The organism is Mesorhizobium album, assembly GCF_033977205.1.
GTDB classification, from domain to species: Bacteria; Pseudomonadota; Alphaproteobacteria; order Rhizobiales; family Rhizobiaceae; genus Mesorhizobium; species Mesorhizobium album.
This window is the reverse complement of sequence record NZ_JAVIIW010000045.1, coordinates 42,321-57,546: the sequence shown is the minus strand read 5'-3', so window position 1 is coordinate 57,546 and position 15,226 is coordinate 42,321. Positions and strand designations below refer to the sequence as shown.

Below are 15,226 nucleotides of genomic sequence, written 5' to 3'. Positions count from 1 at the left end.
CATCGGCGGCGTTGGTGAGCAGGTCGATCGTGTAGGCGGCGGCGTCTTCCGAGGCCGTCGAGGTGACCGCCGCCGACACCGTCGGCGCATCGTTGGCGCCGGTGATGGTGATGTGAACCTGCTGCTCGGCGTAGCCGCCATTGTTGTCGGTGACCCTGACGGTGAAGTAGTCGTCGAGGGTGGCGCCGGCGGCCAGCGCGTTGACGTTGCCGCTGTCGGCGACGGGGTAATGCCAGGTGCCGTCCGGATCGACGCTGGCCGCGCCGTAGCTGGCCGCCGCACTGACGGAGAAGCTATGCGTGTCGCCCTGGTCCACGTCGCTGAAGGTGACCTGGCCGGTCGCCGTCATGTCGGCGACGTTGTGCGCGGGGTCGCCCTCCGAGACACTGCCGGACTGCGGATTCGAAGTGATCACCGGGTTGTCGTTGGTGCCGGTGATGGTAATCGTCACGTCATGCGTGGTCGTGCCGCCGTGGCCGTCGTCCGCCTTGATCGTATAGGTCAGGGTGAAGTGTTCGCCCGCGGCGAGATAATCGAAGGCTTGCGGCGTGGAGTTGAACGACCAGTTGATCGCGCCCGATGTGTGGCTGTTGTCGATGACGGGATTGCCGCCCAGCGACAGCATGTTCAGCACGTCGGCAGCCTGAAGGGAGCCGGTGGCCCCGCCGAGGGTCACGCCCGTCACCGAAGCATTGACCGTATCGTGGGTGTCGACATCGTTGACGGTCAGTGTGCCGTTTGTCGACAAGGGAGAGTTTGTTTCGTTAAGCGTGGCGGCGTCGTGATCGCCGGCGGCGACGGTGATCACCGGGGCGTCGTTTGTGCCTGTGATCACCACCGTCAACGTGCCGACGCTGAGCGTGCCGTTTGACATCTTGATCGTGTATTGGATCGTGTCCGTGAACTGCTCGCCGGCGCCGAGCGCGTTGATCTGCGTGCTTAGAGCGGTTGCGTCATAGTGAATCTTGCCGTCGCTGCCGATCCAGAAGTTAGCCCCGCTCGTCGTGCTGGTCTGGATGACGTTCACACCGTCCTGGATCAGCAGATCCTTATTGTAGTCGGCGAACGCAGTGTTGGTGACGACGATCGAAGCTCCTCCGTCGTCGTTCTTGACGCCGTCGTCGACCGAATAGATCGTCGTCTTCGTTCCGCCGCCGCTCGTCGCAAGGACGTCGAATATGAACAGATAGCTACCATCCTCCGACCCCGATTGCGTCAGATTGGCTGCCGCGCCCGAATTCGAAAAGGTGACGGTCGAGCCTGAGACTGTCGTGGTGGCCATTTTTCAGTTCCTCTCGGTGATGCGCTTGCGAGCGACGGACGTGTTCGCCGCAACGGCTATTGTTGGTCCCGTGGCGCGCGGCCCGTCGTTGCGGCGGGCGAATGGCTTCGCCTGCGGCTGTTGGTCAAGACCAACCCGTTCCGACGGATCGTTGAGACTTGTGTCCCTGTGAGACAAAAAACCCCACCCCGAGCGCTTGCGCGCTCGCGCCCCTATCTTCCTAGCTGGCGTGCCCCCCTTGTCGCCGCGAACGCGGGACCGGCATACCCTGTTTGAAATACTATATTAGCATTTACTGGTTGGAAACCATAAAACCGTCTGATGGTAAACCTGAACAGCTTGTCAGGGACTCATCTTGACAGCGACAGACAAACCTCTGCCGAGGCGGGCCTTAGATCAGCAGCAGGCCCTTCATCGAGGCATTGCCCTTGCGGCCGATGATGATGTGGTCATGAACCGCGATGCCAAGCGGTTTTGCCGTGTCGATGATCTGCTTGGTCATCTCGATGTCGGCGCGCGAGGGCGTGGGGTCGCCAGACGGATGGTTGTGTACCAGGATGATGGCGCTGGCGGAGAGTTCGAGCGCGCGTTTCACCACCTCGCGCGGATAGACCGGCGTGTGGTCGACGGTGCCGGTCTGCTGCACCTCGTCGGCGATCAGCCCGTTCTTCTTGTCGAGGAACAGGATGCGGAACTGCTCGCGGGCTTCGAAGGCCATGGCCGAGCGGCAATAATCGAGAAGCTGCGTCCAGTTGGACAGGACCTCGCGGCCCTGCACCTGGCCGCGCGCCATGCGCTGGGCGGTGGCGGCGATGACCTTGAGATCGGTCGCCACCGTCGGCCCGATGCCTTTCACCTCCTCGAGCAGGGATGCCGGCGCGCCGAGCACCTCGGCCAGCGAACCGAAGCGGGCGATCAGCGCCTTGGCGATCGGCTTGGTGTCGACGCGCGGGATCAGCCGAAAGAGGAGGAGTTCGAGCAGTTCGTAGTCGGGCAGGGCGTCGGGTCCGCCGGCGAGAAATCGTTCGCGCAGGCGGTCGCGATGGCCGTGGTAGTGCGGCTTCTCCGCTTCCACGGTCTTTTTCTGCGACTTTTGTGGCGGTTCGATCCAGGCTTCGGAAAAGAACGCCCGCTCGTCCTCGATATTCCCCATGGCCCGCCCACTCCCCCTTCAGGCTTCGGCCGAAGACTAGGCCGGCAGGCCGGGGCGGTCGAGCTTTTTCGGCGACAGCGTGAAGATCTCGCAGCCGGTGTCGGTGACGCCGATCGTGTGCTCGTATTGTGCCGACAGCGAGCGGTCGCGAGTCACCGCCGTCCAGCCGTCCGACAGCACCTTCACATGCGGGCGGCCGAGATTGATCATCGGCTCGACGGTGAAGATCATGCCGGGCCGCATCTCGACGCCTTCGCTGGCCGTGCCGTAATGCAGGATGTTCGGCGCATCGTGGAAAAGCTGGCCGACGCCGTGGCCGCAGAAATCGCGCACCACCGAGCAACGCTCGGCCTCGGCGTAGGTCTGGATCGCGGCGCCGATCACGCCGGTGCGGGCGCCCGGCTTGATGGCGGCAATGCCGCGCATCAGGCATTCGTAGGTCACCTCAAGCAAGCGCTCGGCGGCACGCTTGATGGTGCCCACCGGGTACATGCGCGATGAGTCACCGTGCCAGCCGTCGAGGATGTAGGTGACGTCGATATTGACGATGTCGCCGTCCTTCAGCGGCTTGTTGTCGGGAATGCCGTGGCAGACGACGTGGTTGATCGAGGTGCAGGACGATTTGGTGTAGCCTCGGTAATTGAGCGTCGCCGGCAATGCGCCGTGGTCCATGCCGAACTCGAAAACGAAGCGGTCGATGGTCTCGGTGGTCACGCCGGGCCTCACCATCGATACCAACTCGTCGAGGCAGCGCGCGGTGAGGTCGCAGGCCTTGCGCATGCCCGCAAAACCTTCCTCGCCGTAGAGGCGGATCTGGCCGGTGTTTCTTAAGGGGGCGGTGGCGGCGTCGAGATAGGTAACCATTTTGTCCGTTTGCGGGTTGGCTCCTGACGCGAGCCGGTGCGGAAAATTTCCTCCAGATTTGGCACTGGAAGCCGCAAGGTTCAAGGACGAAGTGCCATCAACGGGCCGCTGCGGGAAATATTCGTTGGCGCAAGGTTGGCGCCCCAGGGTTAGCGCAACGCTTTCCTTTCGACATCCCATCGGGTAGGGCGGGTCTGGATAAGGAGATTTGCTCCGTTGACGGCATCGCAACGTGCAAGATCGAGGCTGGCGCCAGTCAGGACCGCATGCTCGGCTCTGATAGCGCTGCTTGTGCTTGCGCTTGTCGGCTTCGCCCAGGCTGAGGTCTCCGCCTCGACAGCCGCGGTCTCGGGCGGCGCCGGCATCAGCGTGACGCGGCAGGGCGAAACGCTTGCATTGCCGAGGGCCATTGGCAAGGCGCAGGCGGTCGAAGTCCGCGCCGGGCGGCCGCTGCCCGCAAAGGTCGGCAGCGGCGATCCCGGTTTTCTCGCTCCAGCCTGCGATTTCCTCATTGTTGGCCAGGCTTGGCCGGCGCAGGCGAGCATCGCGCCTGTCTTTGTGGCCGCGCCGCTCTCGCATGCCAACCAGCCTCGGGCGCCACCAGCCGCCTGAATCCGGCGGTCGTTGACCGCAGTTTCAACACCCCAAACATTCATTCGCGTCACGAACTGGCGACGGCCGACGGCTGTCCGCCGGCCGCTTGGCGCGTCATCCGGACGAATCCCAATGCAACGCATCAAGACATTCAAAACCCTCACACGCGCGGCTGCCGCCGCTTCGTTTCTCTCCGTCCAGGCAATCATCTGCATCGGCACCATCCACTGGGCCATCGCCGAAACGCTTCGCATGGAAGGGACGGCGGCGATCGTGCTCGGCGTCATCTTCGCCGGGCCGTCCGCCTATCTGCTGATGGCGGTATCGCGCATGGCCTACGAGGCGGAGACGGATCCGGCGAACCAATAGGCCCAATGACATGCGGATACGTGTGACGGGGCGATGCCGGTGCATCGCCCGGTCGACGACCGGTTATTTCCACACAGAATGCGGGCGGGGCGCCGATCCGCCGCACCCGGCCTCGATCTGCCGACCGCACTGACGTCACATTCCTGCGTCAGAAATCGGCCAAAGCAACTTTTCTGAACGAACGGCATCGACGCCCCAACTTCGCCAGTTCGGGAGACAGGGGAATGGACAGACTGCAATTCGAGGTGCCGGTGCGCATCACACCCGCGCCCGGCCTGCCGGTCGAGGAGATCTACAGCGTCGAGCAGGCGCTCGATTTCCTGCAGGATTGGCCGAAGCGCCGGCAGGGCAAGGTCTATGAGGCGGCCTTCAACGCCTGCTTTGGCGCAACGGTCGACGTGGCAGGCGCCGAGGAAGCCTGCCGGGCATTCATGGCGTTCTGTCGCGTCAGCGGGTTGCTCGCCAGGGATATGATGCTGCCGGTCAAGCGCGGCGGCAGCGCGAGGGGGTTTCGCGAAGCGCGGGCGTAAGGTTCAACCGCCGGTTCAGCCGGCGAAAGACACGCCCCGGTAATGCATTCCGACCTGCACGCTGCGCACGATCAGCCGCGAGAGGATTTCCATGTCCAGCGGCATCTGCGGGCGCCATACGTCAAGCAGCAAGGCAATGCGCGCCTGATCGGCGTTATTCATGACCTCATGCTCGAACGTGTCGTCCCAAAGCATGCACTCGCCGTCGGAGATCCGCTTCTCCTGGCGGTTGATCATCATGATCGTTGCCGGGCGGCCGTCCGCCTGCTTCGGGATGACCAGACCGAGGTGAAATCTCATGATGCCGCGAAAAGGCCCGCGATGGGGTGGGATATGCTTATGCGGCGCCAGGAACGAGACGGCGGCCGATTTGACCTCGGGGCATTCGGACAGCAGCCGGCTGAGGGTAGGCATCCGCGCGAGGTTTTCCGGGATCGTCATGTCATAGGCCTTGAGCACAAACATACGCCAATCGAGCCCGTCATTGGCCGATATCTCTGCCTGCTCCGGCATGATGTCGTGGAAGCGCGGCACCCTGTTCAGCTGCACCGAAAGCGCTTCGTCGCGAATGCTCTGCCAGGCAGCCTCGAACTTCGTCGCATTTGGAAAATGCGTGCTGGTATCAAGAATCGCCGGTGCATCTATGCGCTTTTCATAGATGCGGCGTATCAGGTCGGTCCCAAGATCGTAGATGTTCGACATCGCATTGCCTCGACCGGTTTATAGTATAGTGGATGATTGCTTTCAGCTATTGCTCACGCAGATTTGTTCCGCGGGTTCAGGCAGGCGTTCGGTTTCGTATCATTGCGTCTTCGACGCCAGCCGCGGACCAGTCCCGGCGTCGATGACTTCGGGCTTGGTGCTGTCGATCGCGCCGTCCCAGCCGCCGCCGAGCGCTTTGTTGAGAGCGATGTAATCGGTGGCGATCGACACCCGGCTCTGCAGCAGCGTGTCTTCGGCCGAATAGAGCGACCGCTCTGCGTCCAGCACGTCGAGAAGGCTTGTCTCGCCAGCTTCATAGAGCGTGCTTTCGAGCTTGGCGGCATCGCCGTAGGATTTCGCGGAAGAGGCGAGCTTGCCGTTTCTGATGCGCTCCTGCGACAGCGAGACAAGAGCGTTTTCCACGTCCTCCAATGCCGTCAGCACGGCGGCCTTGTAGGCAATGAAATACTGGTCGCGCTGGGCTTTGGCGATGTCGACAGCGGCCTGCAACCGGCCGGCGTTGAACAGCGGCACGCTGAGCGTCGGCCCGAAGGACCAGCCGATGGTGTGGAATCCTTGCCGAGGTCGCCGAGCTTCAAGGCGGTGGTGCTGATGCGCGAGGAGGTGAACCAGGACGCGGTGGAGGCGGTGGAGCTCGACAGGTTGGTCCGCGACATCGAGACAGAAATGGTGTCGCTCGGCTACGCGGTATCGATCGACCATCTCGATCATTTATCGGTCAAGGCCGGCGCGCTCGGCCTGCGCCGCGCTCTGCGCAACCCGATCGTCAACGCCGCGACGCACGGCAAGAGCTGCACCGTCTCGCTCGCAGGGCAGGGCGGCCGGGCTGTCCTCACCATCGCCGACCGCGGCCCCGGCATCCCGACGAACCTGCTGAACAAAGCCTTCGAGCCGTTCTTTCGGGTCGATCCGGCGCGCACGCAGTTTATTCCCGGCGCGGGAATGTGCTTGGCGATCGCGAAGGAGATCATCGAGCGCTACGGGGGGACGATCCGGCTGGAGAACAGGCAGGGGGGAGGGTTACTGCAAACGGTGGTTTTCGACGCTGTTTCCTGAGGGAATCGGCACCATCGAGATTGCTTATTTGGCCTTTTTGATCACCGGAGCCGGCTGCTGGTCAGTTGCTGGAGCCGGCGTGCAATCTTGCCCCTTGCACTGCTGGACAGGGTTATCCTTCGGGGGCAAGCAATTTTGCCCCTCGCAGTGTTTTGCCCGCTGTTCTTGCGCCGCCTCACTGTTCGGCTGGGCAGGCTGATCCTCGGCGCGGAGGGGCTGCAGTCCTGCGAGGCTGATGGCAATGCACGAGAGCGCGGCCCGAAGCAAGTTCATCCCGGCGCCTCCTCGGTTGAGAGCGCCCATAATTCTACACTTGCGGGCTGAGGCTGATATACCGTCGCTCACGAACGAAGTTAACGGCGCGTTTTCGCCCACGCTCGATACAGATCTCGCGCACGTTGTCGATTCTCGTGGGAAGCCTGGTACGCCCAAGGGGAATCGAACCCCTGTTACCGCCGTGAAAGGGCGGTGTCCTAACCGCTAGACGATGGGCGCGCTCAGACGAAGCGGCTTATAATTGCGTTGTTGGCAACCGGCAACCCATGCGCAGCCGCCTGCGACAACTTTTTTCCAAGGGTGGCAAAACGCACGATTTTGGCCAGCCATTGTGGCGCCGCGTTCCTTCGCACCCCCCTCTGTCCTGCCGGACATCTCCCCCGCAAGGGGGGAGATCGGGCGTCACTGCCGCTTTCGCCAATCGCCTACGTTGGAGGAAGAGCGCCGTTGATGAAGCTGCCAATCTCCCCCCTTGCGGGGGAGATGTCCGGCAGGACAGAGGGGGGTACTGTCCCGCCGGTGTCTCAAAGATTCTCCACCACCGCGACGCTCTGAGGTAACGACATGGATCCTTGGGTCTGCGCTGCGCGTTGCGTCGCTCCGCCCAAGGATGGCGAGGGCGGAGAGTATCAGCCGTCCTCGCCGCTGCTGGCGCGGCGGCGGCAGCGCCAGTTCCAGTCGCGCTCGGGGCCGACGTCGACGTGGATCGATTCGGTGTGGCAGTAGGTGCCGACGCCGCCGCGGCCGGGCATGGAGCGGACATAGCTCGCCAGTTCCCATTTGGAGACGCCGGGCACCTGGATGTCGGCGGCGGCACAATACATGTGCAGCGAGTTCTTGGCGCCGTTGGCGCGGAGGTTGCGGGCGGGATCGCGATAGCCGGAGGTGACGATCATCTTGCGGCCGAAATGGCCCTCGATCGTTTTGAGCACGCGGACCAGCGACGGTTTCAGGCAGGCGACATCGACACTTTCGTTCTGCTTCAACAGGCCGTTGGGCGCGAGCCGCGCCATGCCGGCGGCGGAGGCCACCTGGTAGGAGCCGCCGCCTTCGTCCTCGTTGAGGTCGACGTCGCTCTCGTCGTCGATGCCGGACTTGCGCTTGATCTCGAACAGCGCCGTCTGCCGCACGCCCGGCAGGGCGTCGGCGCCGGTGATGTGGCCGCTTTCTTCGCCGAGGGAGGCCAGTTGCACCGGCTTGTCGCCCGGCGTCGCGGAGGCGAGGTTGACGATCGGCTTGGCCGGCTCCGGCGCGGTCTTGGCCTGCGCCGCGGGCTGCTCGCTCGAGCGCGTGTTGATCAGAGGGGCGGGCGCGGCGGAAGCCGGCGTGGTGCTGAACAGCGAGGCGAACAGACCCTTCTTCGGCGCGGCGATCGGCTGCTGCTGCGGCTCGGCGGCCGTCACATAGACGCCGGTGTTCATGGCCGGCGCGGCCTGAGCCTGCGCCTGCGAGGTGGCCGCGGCGGCATCGCCGGCCGCGACCTGCTTAGCAACGGCCTTCGTCTCATCGGCCGTTTGCGCCTGCTGAACCAACGGTTGCGGCGTATTGCCTGCGATCGTGGTGGCGCCCGCGGGAACGGCGACGGAGGGGAAGGCAGCGCCGGGGCGCGTCTCCGGCACATAGGCAACCTTTTCGGGCAAAGGCGTGTCGCCCTCGCTCATCACGGTCGACGCCGCTTCAGGCGCGGCCGAGGCCACCTGCAGCGACGAATCGGTCGAGGTCACGGGCTTGGCACTGGTGGCCGCGCTCATCTCGGTGGCGGTTGTATTGTAGGCGGGTGTGACGACCGACAGCGTCGGATCGCTTGTCGAGGTGCAGGAGGCCAGGAGCACGGAGAAAAGCGCTGCCACAATGCTGCGGCTTTCCCTTCGTGCGAGACGCCAACCTGCTGGTTTCAAAACAAAATTCCCCCTCGGCATCCGGTCCGTTCATCATCGCCGCGGCGCTCCAGTGCCTTGGCGACGACCTCCTGTTCCCGAACCGGAAACGGGATCTGTGTCGAATCTGCAAGCCTCGTATTTGTTCTGCGTCTGAAGGCGAATTGAGGTTGCGAAAACGATTAACGCCACCATTTCGCCCTGTTTTGGCGGCCCGTCAACTCACCAGACATTACAGTCCGTTACACACGCACCTTCACATAGGTGCCCGGCGCATCCCCCAAGGTTTTCATGCGCTTGCCGGGTTTGCGGGCAGGTACATGCACATTGTCCTGGCTTTCGATCCAGTGCTGCCAGTGCGTCCACCAGGAGCCCGGATGCTCGTGCGCCGCGGCGAACCACTGGCCGAAGTCGCCCACCGGCTTGGCGCCGGTCCAGTACTGGTATTTGTGCGCCGCGGGCGGATTGACGACGCCGGCGATGTGGCCGGAGCCCGCCATCACATACTCGACGTCGCCGCCGAAGTATTGGGAGCCCAGGAAGACCGAGAGCGCCGGGGCGATGTGGTCCTCCTTAGTGGCCAGGTTGTAGACCGGTATCGTGATGTCGGCCAACGAGACCGTGCGCCCCGCAAGTTCCATCGTGCCGCGCGAGAGATTGTTCTCGAGATAGCAGTTGCGGAGATAGAAGGAGTGGTTGGCCGCCGCCATGCGGGTCGAATCGGCATTCCAATAGAGCAGGTCGAAGGGCAGGGGGTCCTTGCCGCGCATGTAGTTGTTGATGACATAGGGCCAGATGAGGTCGCCCGAGCGCAGCATGTTGAAGGCGGTCGCCATCTTGGTGCCTTCGAGATAGCCCTTCTCGCTCATCGAACGCTCGACTGCGGCGACCTGGTCCTCGTCGACAAAGACCTTTAGGTCGCCGGCATGGGTGAAGTCGACCTGGGTGGTGAAGAAGGTCGCCGACTTGATGCGGTGGTCGCCTTCCTGCGCCAGCAACGCAAGCGCGGCCGCAAGCAGCGTGCCGCCGACGCAATAGCCGATGGCGTTGACCTCCTTCTCGCCGGTCGCCTTCTCAACCGTGTCGAGGCCATATTGCAGGCCCTCGCGGATATAGGCCTCCCAGCCCTTGGCGCCGTGGCGCTCGTCCGGGTTTATCCAGGAGATCACGAAGACGGTGTGGCCCTGCTCGACCGCCCAGCGGATGAAGGATTTCTGCGGGTTGAGGTCGAGGATATAGTATTTGTTGATCCAGGGCGGGCAGACGAGCAGGGGGTGCTTTAGCACCGTCTCGGTCGCCGGATCGTACTGGATGATCTCGGCCACGTCGCTGCGGCCGATCACCTTGCCGGGCGTCGTGGCGATGTTCTTGCCGATTTCGAACGGCGCGTAGTCGGCCTGCCTCAGCTTCAGGTCGCCTCGGCCGGCGGCGATGTCCTCGGCCAGCATCTTCATGCCGCGCACCAGGTTCTCGCCGTTGGAGGCGACGGTCTCGCGGAACAGTTCCGGATTGGTGAGGATGAAGTTCGACGGCGCGATGGCGTTGGAGACCTGCTTGACGTAGAAGCCCGCCTTGTGGCGGGTGTGCTCGTCCAGTCCCTCGGCGTGCTCGACGAGGTCCGTGGCCCAGCGCGAGGTGACGAGATAGGCCTGTTTCAGGAAATCGAAGAAGGCGTTGCGGCCCCATTCCGGATCCTGGAAGCGCTTGTCGCCGCGCTCGGGCTTCACCGCGTCCTCGGGAGCCTCGGCATTGGGGTTGACCTTCTGGATGGCGTTCGCCCAGACCGTCATGTAGCCGGCGAAGAGCCGCGTCTGCGCTTCCAGCGCGCGCTGCGGGTCGGCCAGCCAGTATTCCGAGAGCTTCGAGAAGGTCTTGACCATGTCGACCACGGGTTCGGCGACATGATCGCGCACCTCACCCTTCTCGCGCGGCTCGGCCCAGGCGGAGGCCGCCTTGCCTGCCTGCTCGATCATGCGCGCCATGTTGAGCGCAAAGCGCTCGGGATCTTTCACCAGATATTGCTCGACGGTCGAAGGTCCGCCATTTTCCGCTTTGTCCGAATCGGGCGCTTTGGACATGGTTCGCGGGGTTCCTCCCGGAGCGTTTTGTTGACATATTATCATGGGACATCTGACCGGGTCCAACACGCTCTAACCCGGCTGCCAGGAAAACAATATGACGATTAATGTTGGCGGGACTCATTTTCTCGGGGCCGGTTCGATTTGCCGCATCGCCGCCGCGGCCGTGCTGCTCTGCGCGCCGCTGCTTACGGGCGGCTGCACCACCAGCAATACGAACAATTCGGCGCCGACGGCGCTGACCGAGGGGCCGAAGGACACCGGCTCCTATCCGAACCTCAACATCAAGCCTCAGGTGGCCGCCAAGCAGCTGAGCAAGGAAGAGACCGCCGCCAAGCTCGGCGAGCTCAAGGCCGACCAGCAGGCGCAGCTTGCCAAGGGCGGCAGCGCCAAAACGCCTGCCAGCACGACGGCGCTCAACACGCTCGCCAGGACGCATGGCAACGACACGCTGAAGCAGATCGAAGGCAAATGCGATCCCGCCCTCGACCCTAACTGCAATTAGGTTTATATCGCGCGCCGATAGCGCCCCCGTTTGATCGTCTGGAACTGAAATGGAAGAATTTCACAAGGTCCGCCGGCTTCCGCCTTACGTGTTCGAGCAGGTCAACCGGCTGAAGGCCAGCGCCCGCTCGCGCGGTGCCGACATCATCGACCTTGGCATGGGCAATCCGGATCTGCCGACGCCGAAAGCCATCGTCGACAAATTGTGCGAAGTGGTGCGCGATCCGCGCACGCATCGCTATTCGTCCTCGCGCGGCATTCCAGGCCTGCGCCGCGCCCAGGCCAACTACTATGCCCGCCGCTTCGGCGTGAAGCTCAACCCCGACACGCAAGTGGTGGCGACGCTCGGCTCGAAGGAGGGCTTCGCCAACATGGCCCAGGCGATCACCGCGCCGGGCGACGTCATCCTTTGCCCCAACCCGACCTATCCGATCCACGCTTTCGGCTTCATCATGTCGGGCGGCGTCATCCGCTCGCTGCAGGTCGAGCCCGATGACGGCTTCATTCCGGCGGTCGAGCGCGGCATCCGCCACTCGATCCCGAAGCCGCTGGCGCTGATCCTCAATTACCCGTCGAACCCGACGGCGCTGGTCGCCTCGCTCGATTTCTACAAGGACGTGGTCGCCTTCGCGAAGAAGAACGACATCATCATCCTGTCGGACCTCGCCTATTCGGAGATCTATTTCGACGGCAATCCGCCGCCTTCGGTGCTGCAGGTGCCGGGCGCAATGGACGTCTGCGTCGAGTTCACCTCGATGTCGAAAACCTTCTCCATGCCAGGCTGGCGCATGGGCTTCGCGGTCGGGAACGAGCGGCTGATCGCGGCGTTGACCAGGGTCAAATCCTATCTCGATTACGGCGCCTTCACGCCGATCCAGGTGGCGGCCGCGCATGCGTTGAACGGCGACGGCGCCGACATCGCCGAGGTGCGCGAGGTCTACCACAAGCGGCGCGACGTCATGGTCGATTCCTTCGGCCGTGCCGGCTGGACTATTCCGGCGCCGGCGGCCTCGATGTTCGCCTGGGCGCCGATCCCGGAACAGTTCCGCCAACTGGGCTCGCTCGAATTCTCCAAGCTGCTCATCGAGCATGCCGACGTCGCGGTGGCGCCTGGCATCGGTTTCGGCGAGCATGGCGACGACTTCGTGCGGCTGGCGCTGGTCGAGAACGAGCACCGGATCCGGCAGGCGGCGCGCAACATCAAGCGCTTCCTCGCCTCGACCGCCAAGCAGCCCAACAATGTGGTGCCGCTTTCGGCCCGCCGCTAAGCTCGCCGCACATCACACCGACCAAATCTTTGAGGGGCGTCGCCGGACATGGCTGAAGCGTTGCGTGTTGGAATTGCCGGCCTCGGCACGGTTGGCGCCTCGGTGGCGCGCGTGCTCCGCGAAAAGGCCGCCGAACTCACCCGCCAATGCGGCCGCGACATCGTCGTCGCAGCCGTCTCGGCCCGCGACGCGAGGCGCGACCGCGGTGTCGACCTTAGCGCCGCCAAGTGGTTCGACGATGCCGTGAAGATGGCCGAAACGGCCGACATCGATGTCTTTGTCGAGCTGATCGGCGGCGACGAAGGACCCGCCCACGCATCGGTGAAGGCGGCGCTCGAGGCCGGCCGCCATGTGGTTACCGCCAACAAGGCACTGCTTGCCAAGCATGGCGTTGCGCTTGCCGAGATCGCAGAGAAGAAGGGCGTGCTGCTCAACTACGAAGCGGCCGTTGCCGGCGGCATCCCGGTCATCAAGACGATGCGCGAGGCGATGGCCGGCAATCAGGTCACCCGCGTCTTCGGCATCCTCAACGGCACCTGCAACTACATCCTGACCCGCATGGAGGCCGAAGGCATCTCCTTCGACGCCTGCCTCAAGGACGCGCAGCGGCTCGGCTATGCCGAGGCCGACCCGACCTTCGACATCGAGGGCCACGACACGGCGCACAAGCTGTCCATCCTGACCAGCCTTGCCTTCGGCACCAGGATCGCCGCCAACGACATCTATATGGAAGGCATTTCCAACATCACCCAGGCCGATATCCGCGCGGCGGCGGAACTCGGCTACCGCATCAAGCTGCTCGGCGTCGCGCAGCGAACCGAAAGCGGCATCGAGCAGCGCGTGCACCCGACCATGGTGCCGACGGCATCGGTCATCGCGCAGGTGCACGGCGTCACCAACGCGGTGGCGATCGAGACCGACATTCTGGGCGAGCTGCTGCTCTCGGGTCCCGGCGCCGGCGGCAACGCGACGGCCTCGGCTGTGGTCGGCGATATCGCCGACATCGCCAAGAGCCGGCCGGGCTTCCAGCACGCACCAGTCTTCGGTTGGCCGGCGAGGGAATTGAGGCCCTACAAAAAGGCGCAGATGCGCAGCCACGCCGGCGGCTATTTCATCCGCCTGACGGTGCATGACCGCATCGGCGTCTTCGCGGCGATCGCCAAGCGCATGGCCGACAACGACATCTCGCTGGAATCGATCGTGCAGCAGGGGGCCGGGCCGGAAACCGAGGCGCAGAAGACGGTGATCCTCGTCACCCACGAGACGACCGAGGCTGCGGTGCGCAAGGCGGTCGAAGGCGTCACCAAGGACGGCCATCTGACCGACAAACCGCAGGTGATCCGGATCGAACGGGCGGAATAATTCTAGCCACAATTCGCCTTCAATCGATTGATATTGCTGTGGTTTCAAAAATTGCCGCGGCAAGTCTTGCCGTTGTCATGGAGCTTTGCCAGAAGAACCCCGCCTCTGGCGGGAGGCGCGAGCAATTCCAGGAAAAGTGCTTGGCGGTTTTCCGTCCGGAATTGCTCGAAGCAACAGTCAACGAGGAATATTGATTCATGAACATAGCCCAGAACATCGCTGCCGGCCTCGACCGGATCCTCACCATGGAGGTGGTGCGCGTCACCGAGCGAGCGGCGGTGGCGGCCGCCAGGCTGCGCGGGCGCGGCGACGAGAAGGCCGCCGACCAGGTCGCTGTCGACGCGATGCGCCAGGAGCTCAACCGCCTTGCCATCAAAGGCACGGTGGTGATCGGCGAGGGCGAGCGCGACGAGGCGCCGATGCTCTATATCGGCGAAGAGGTCGGCACCGGCAAAGGCCCGGCGGTCGATATCGCGCTCGATCCGCTCGAAGGCACGACGATCTGCGCCAAGAACCTGCCCAACGCGCTGGCGGTCATCGCCATTGCGGAAAAGGGCAGCCTGCTGTTCGCGCCGGATGTCTACATGGACAAGATCGCCATCGGGCCCGGCTACCCGGATGGCCTGATCGACATCGACGCGCCGCCGGCCGAGAACATCGCCAATCTCGCGAAGGCCAAGGGCGTGGCGGTAACCGAGATCACCGCCTGCATCCTCGACCGGCCGCGCCATGCCAAGCTGATCGACGCCGTGCGCGCGACGGGCGCCGCCATCCGGCTGATCGGCGACGGCGATGTCGCCGGCGTCATCCACACCACCGATCCGGAAGAGACCGGCATCGACATCTATCTCGGCACCGGCGGCGCGCCGGAAGGGGTGCTGGCCGCGGCAGCGCTGCGCTGCACCGGCGGGCAGATGCTGGGCCGGCTGATCCTCGACACGCCGGAGAAGGTGGCGCGGGCCGAGAAGATGGGCATTTCCGATCCGAAGCGGATCTATCGCGCGCAGGACATGGCGCGCGGCGACGTGCTGTTTGCGGCAACCGGCGTGACCGATGGCAACCTGCTCGATGGCGTGAAATTCGGCCGCACCTTCATCACCACACACACCATCGCGCTGCGCTCGTCCTCGCGCACCGTGCGCGAGATCAAGGCGCGTCACCAGGATCTGGAAAAGTTTTGATTTCGCCCTGCTTGAACTCTTTTGACGCAATTCCAGAGGGAAAACCGCTTTACACTTGTCCTGGAATTGCTCCGGACGTCGCATATTGATATCGCTGACATGACAATAT

14 protein-coding genes, 1 tRNA gene and 1 pseudogene are annotated in these 15,226 nt (G+C 63.9%); 8 read left to right on the top strand and 8 right to left on the bottom strand.

The features are described 5' to 3' along the window. From RFN28_RS27940 to map, 3 genes are all read right to left on the bottom strand, one after another. A partial coding sequence (locus RFN28_RS27940) for a VCBS domain-containing protein (RefSeq protein ID WP_320290360.1) occupies positions 1 to 1,282 on the bottom strand: 1,282 nt, incomplete at its 3' end. Positions 1,283 to 1,673: 391 nt separating this feature from the next. Next, positions 1,674 to 2,435 (bottom strand): RadC family protein, encoded by a 762-nt coding sequence (gene radC / locus RFN28_RS27935; RefSeq protein ID WP_320290359.1) that lies wholly within the window; start codon positions 2,433 to 2,435, stop codon positions 1,674 to 1,676. 36 nt (positions 2,436 to 2,471) lie between these two features. Further along, a complete protein-coding gene (map, locus tag RFN28_RS27930; protein ID WP_320290358.1) occupies positions 2,472 to 3,299 on the bottom strand; it encodes a type I methionyl aminopeptidase in 828 nt (275 codons plus the stop codon). A gap of 216 nt (positions 3,300 to 3,515) precedes the next feature. Here map and RFN28_RS27925 point away from each other — a divergent pair, with 216 nt between their 5' ends. The 3 genes from RFN28_RS27925 to RFN28_RS27915 all read left to right on the top strand — a co-directional run bounded on the left by RFN28_RS27925 (position 3,516) and on the right by RFN28_RS27915 (position 4,792). After that, positions 3,516 to 3,911 carry a hypothetical protein gene (locus RFN28_RS27925; RefSeq protein WP_320290357.1) on the top strand — a complete coding sequence of 132 codons (396 nt, stop codon included), beginning with the start codon at positions 3,516 to 3,518 and terminating at the stop codon, positions 3,909 to 3,911. A 114-nt stretch (positions 3,912 to 4,025) separates the two neighbouring features. Next, positions 4,026 to 4,262 (top strand): hypothetical protein, encoded by a 237-nt coding sequence (locus RFN28_RS27920; RefSeq protein WP_320290356.1) that lies wholly within the window; start codon positions 4,026 to 4,028, stop codon positions 4,260 to 4,262. A 224-nt stretch (positions 4,263 to 4,486) separates the two neighbouring features. Then, positions 4,487 to 4,792, top strand: coding sequence for a DUF982 domain-containing protein (locus RFN28_RS27915; protein WP_320290355.1), 306 nt, complete (start codon positions 4,487 to 4,489; stop codon positions 4,790 to 4,792). Positions 4,793 to 4,807: 15 nt separating this feature from the next. Here the strand turns inward: RFN28_RS27915 and RFN28_RS27910 are convergent, their stop codons facing one another. Together RFN28_RS27910 and RFN28_RS27905 are read right to left on the bottom strand one after the other, a co-directional pair. Next, positions 4,808 to 5,494 carry an aspartyl/asparaginyl beta-hydroxylase domain-containing protein gene (locus RFN28_RS27910; RefSeq protein WP_320290354.1) on the bottom strand — a complete coding sequence of 229 codons (687 nt, stop codon included), beginning with the start codon at positions 5,492 to 5,494 and terminating at the stop codon, positions 4,808 to 4,810. Between the two features lie 99 nt (positions 5,495 to 5,593). Then, positions 5,594 to 6,108 (bottom strand): annotated as a pseudogene (locus RFN28_RS27905) (TolC family protein); the annotation flags it as partial. Between RFN28_RS27905 and RFN28_RS27900 the strand changes: the two are divergent. Beyond that, complete coding sequence (locus tag RFN28_RS27900) at positions 6,107 to 6,571, top strand: ATP-binding protein (protein ID WP_320290353.1); 465 nt, start codon at positions 6,107 to 6,109, stop codon at positions 6,569 to 6,571. The pseudogene RFN28_RS27905 and the gene RFN28_RS27900 overlap by 2 nt on opposite strands. 420 nt (positions 6,572 to 6,991) lie before the next feature. On the opposite strand, the gene RFN28_RS27895 is transcribed toward RFN28_RS27900, so the two are convergent. The 3 genes from RFN28_RS27895 to phaC all read right to left on the bottom strand — a co-directional run bounded on the left by RFN28_RS27895 (position 6,992) and on the right by phaC (position 10,802). Then, positions 6,992 to 7,066, bottom strand: a tRNA-Glu gene (locus RFN28_RS27895). Positions 7,067 to 7,476: 410 nt separating this feature from the next. After that, complete coding sequence (locus RFN28_RS27890; RefSeq protein WP_320290352.1) at positions 7,477 to 8,697, bottom strand: YcbK family protein; 1,221 nt, start codon at positions 8,695 to 8,697, stop codon at positions 7,477 to 7,479. A 269-nt stretch (positions 8,698 to 8,966) separates the two neighbouring features. Beyond that, complete coding sequence (gene phaC, locus RFN28_RS27885; RefSeq protein WP_320290351.1) at positions 8,967 to 10,802, bottom strand: class I poly(R)-hydroxyalkanoic acid synthase; 1,836 nt, start codon at positions 10,800 to 10,802, stop codon at positions 8,967 to 8,969. 97 nt (positions 10,803 to 10,899) lie between these two features. Between phaC and RFN28_RS27880 the strand changes: the two genes are divergently transcribed. The 4 genes from RFN28_RS27880 (at position 10,900) to glpX (ending at position 15,117) form a co-directional block, all read left to right on the top strand. After that, entirely contained in the window at positions 10,900 to 11,307 is a 408-nt protein-coding gene (locus tag RFN28_RS27880) for a hypothetical protein (RefSeq protein WP_320290350.1), read from the top strand. Positions 11,308 to 11,356: 49 nt separating this feature from the next. Beyond that, positions 11,357 to 12,574, top strand: a complete 1,218-nt coding sequence (locus RFN28_RS27875; RefSeq protein WP_320290349.1) for an LL-diaminopimelate aminotransferase — start codon at positions 11,357 to 11,359, stop codon at positions 12,572 to 12,574. Positions 12,575 to 12,622: 48 nt separating this feature from the next. Next, positions 12,623 to 13,936, top strand: a complete 1,314-nt coding sequence (locus RFN28_RS27870) for a homoserine dehydrogenase (RefSeq protein ID WP_320290348.1) — start codon at positions 12,623 to 12,625, stop codon at positions 13,934 to 13,936. 197 nt (positions 13,937 to 14,133) lie between these two features. Then, positions 14,134 to 15,117 carry a class II fructose-bisphosphatase gene (gene glpX / locus RFN28_RS27865; RefSeq protein ID WP_320290347.1) on the top strand — a complete coding sequence of 328 codons (984 nt, stop codon included), beginning with the start codon at positions 14,134 to 14,136 and terminating at the stop codon, positions 15,115 to 15,117. The last annotated feature ends 109 nt before the right edge of the window (positions 15,118 to 15,226 follow it).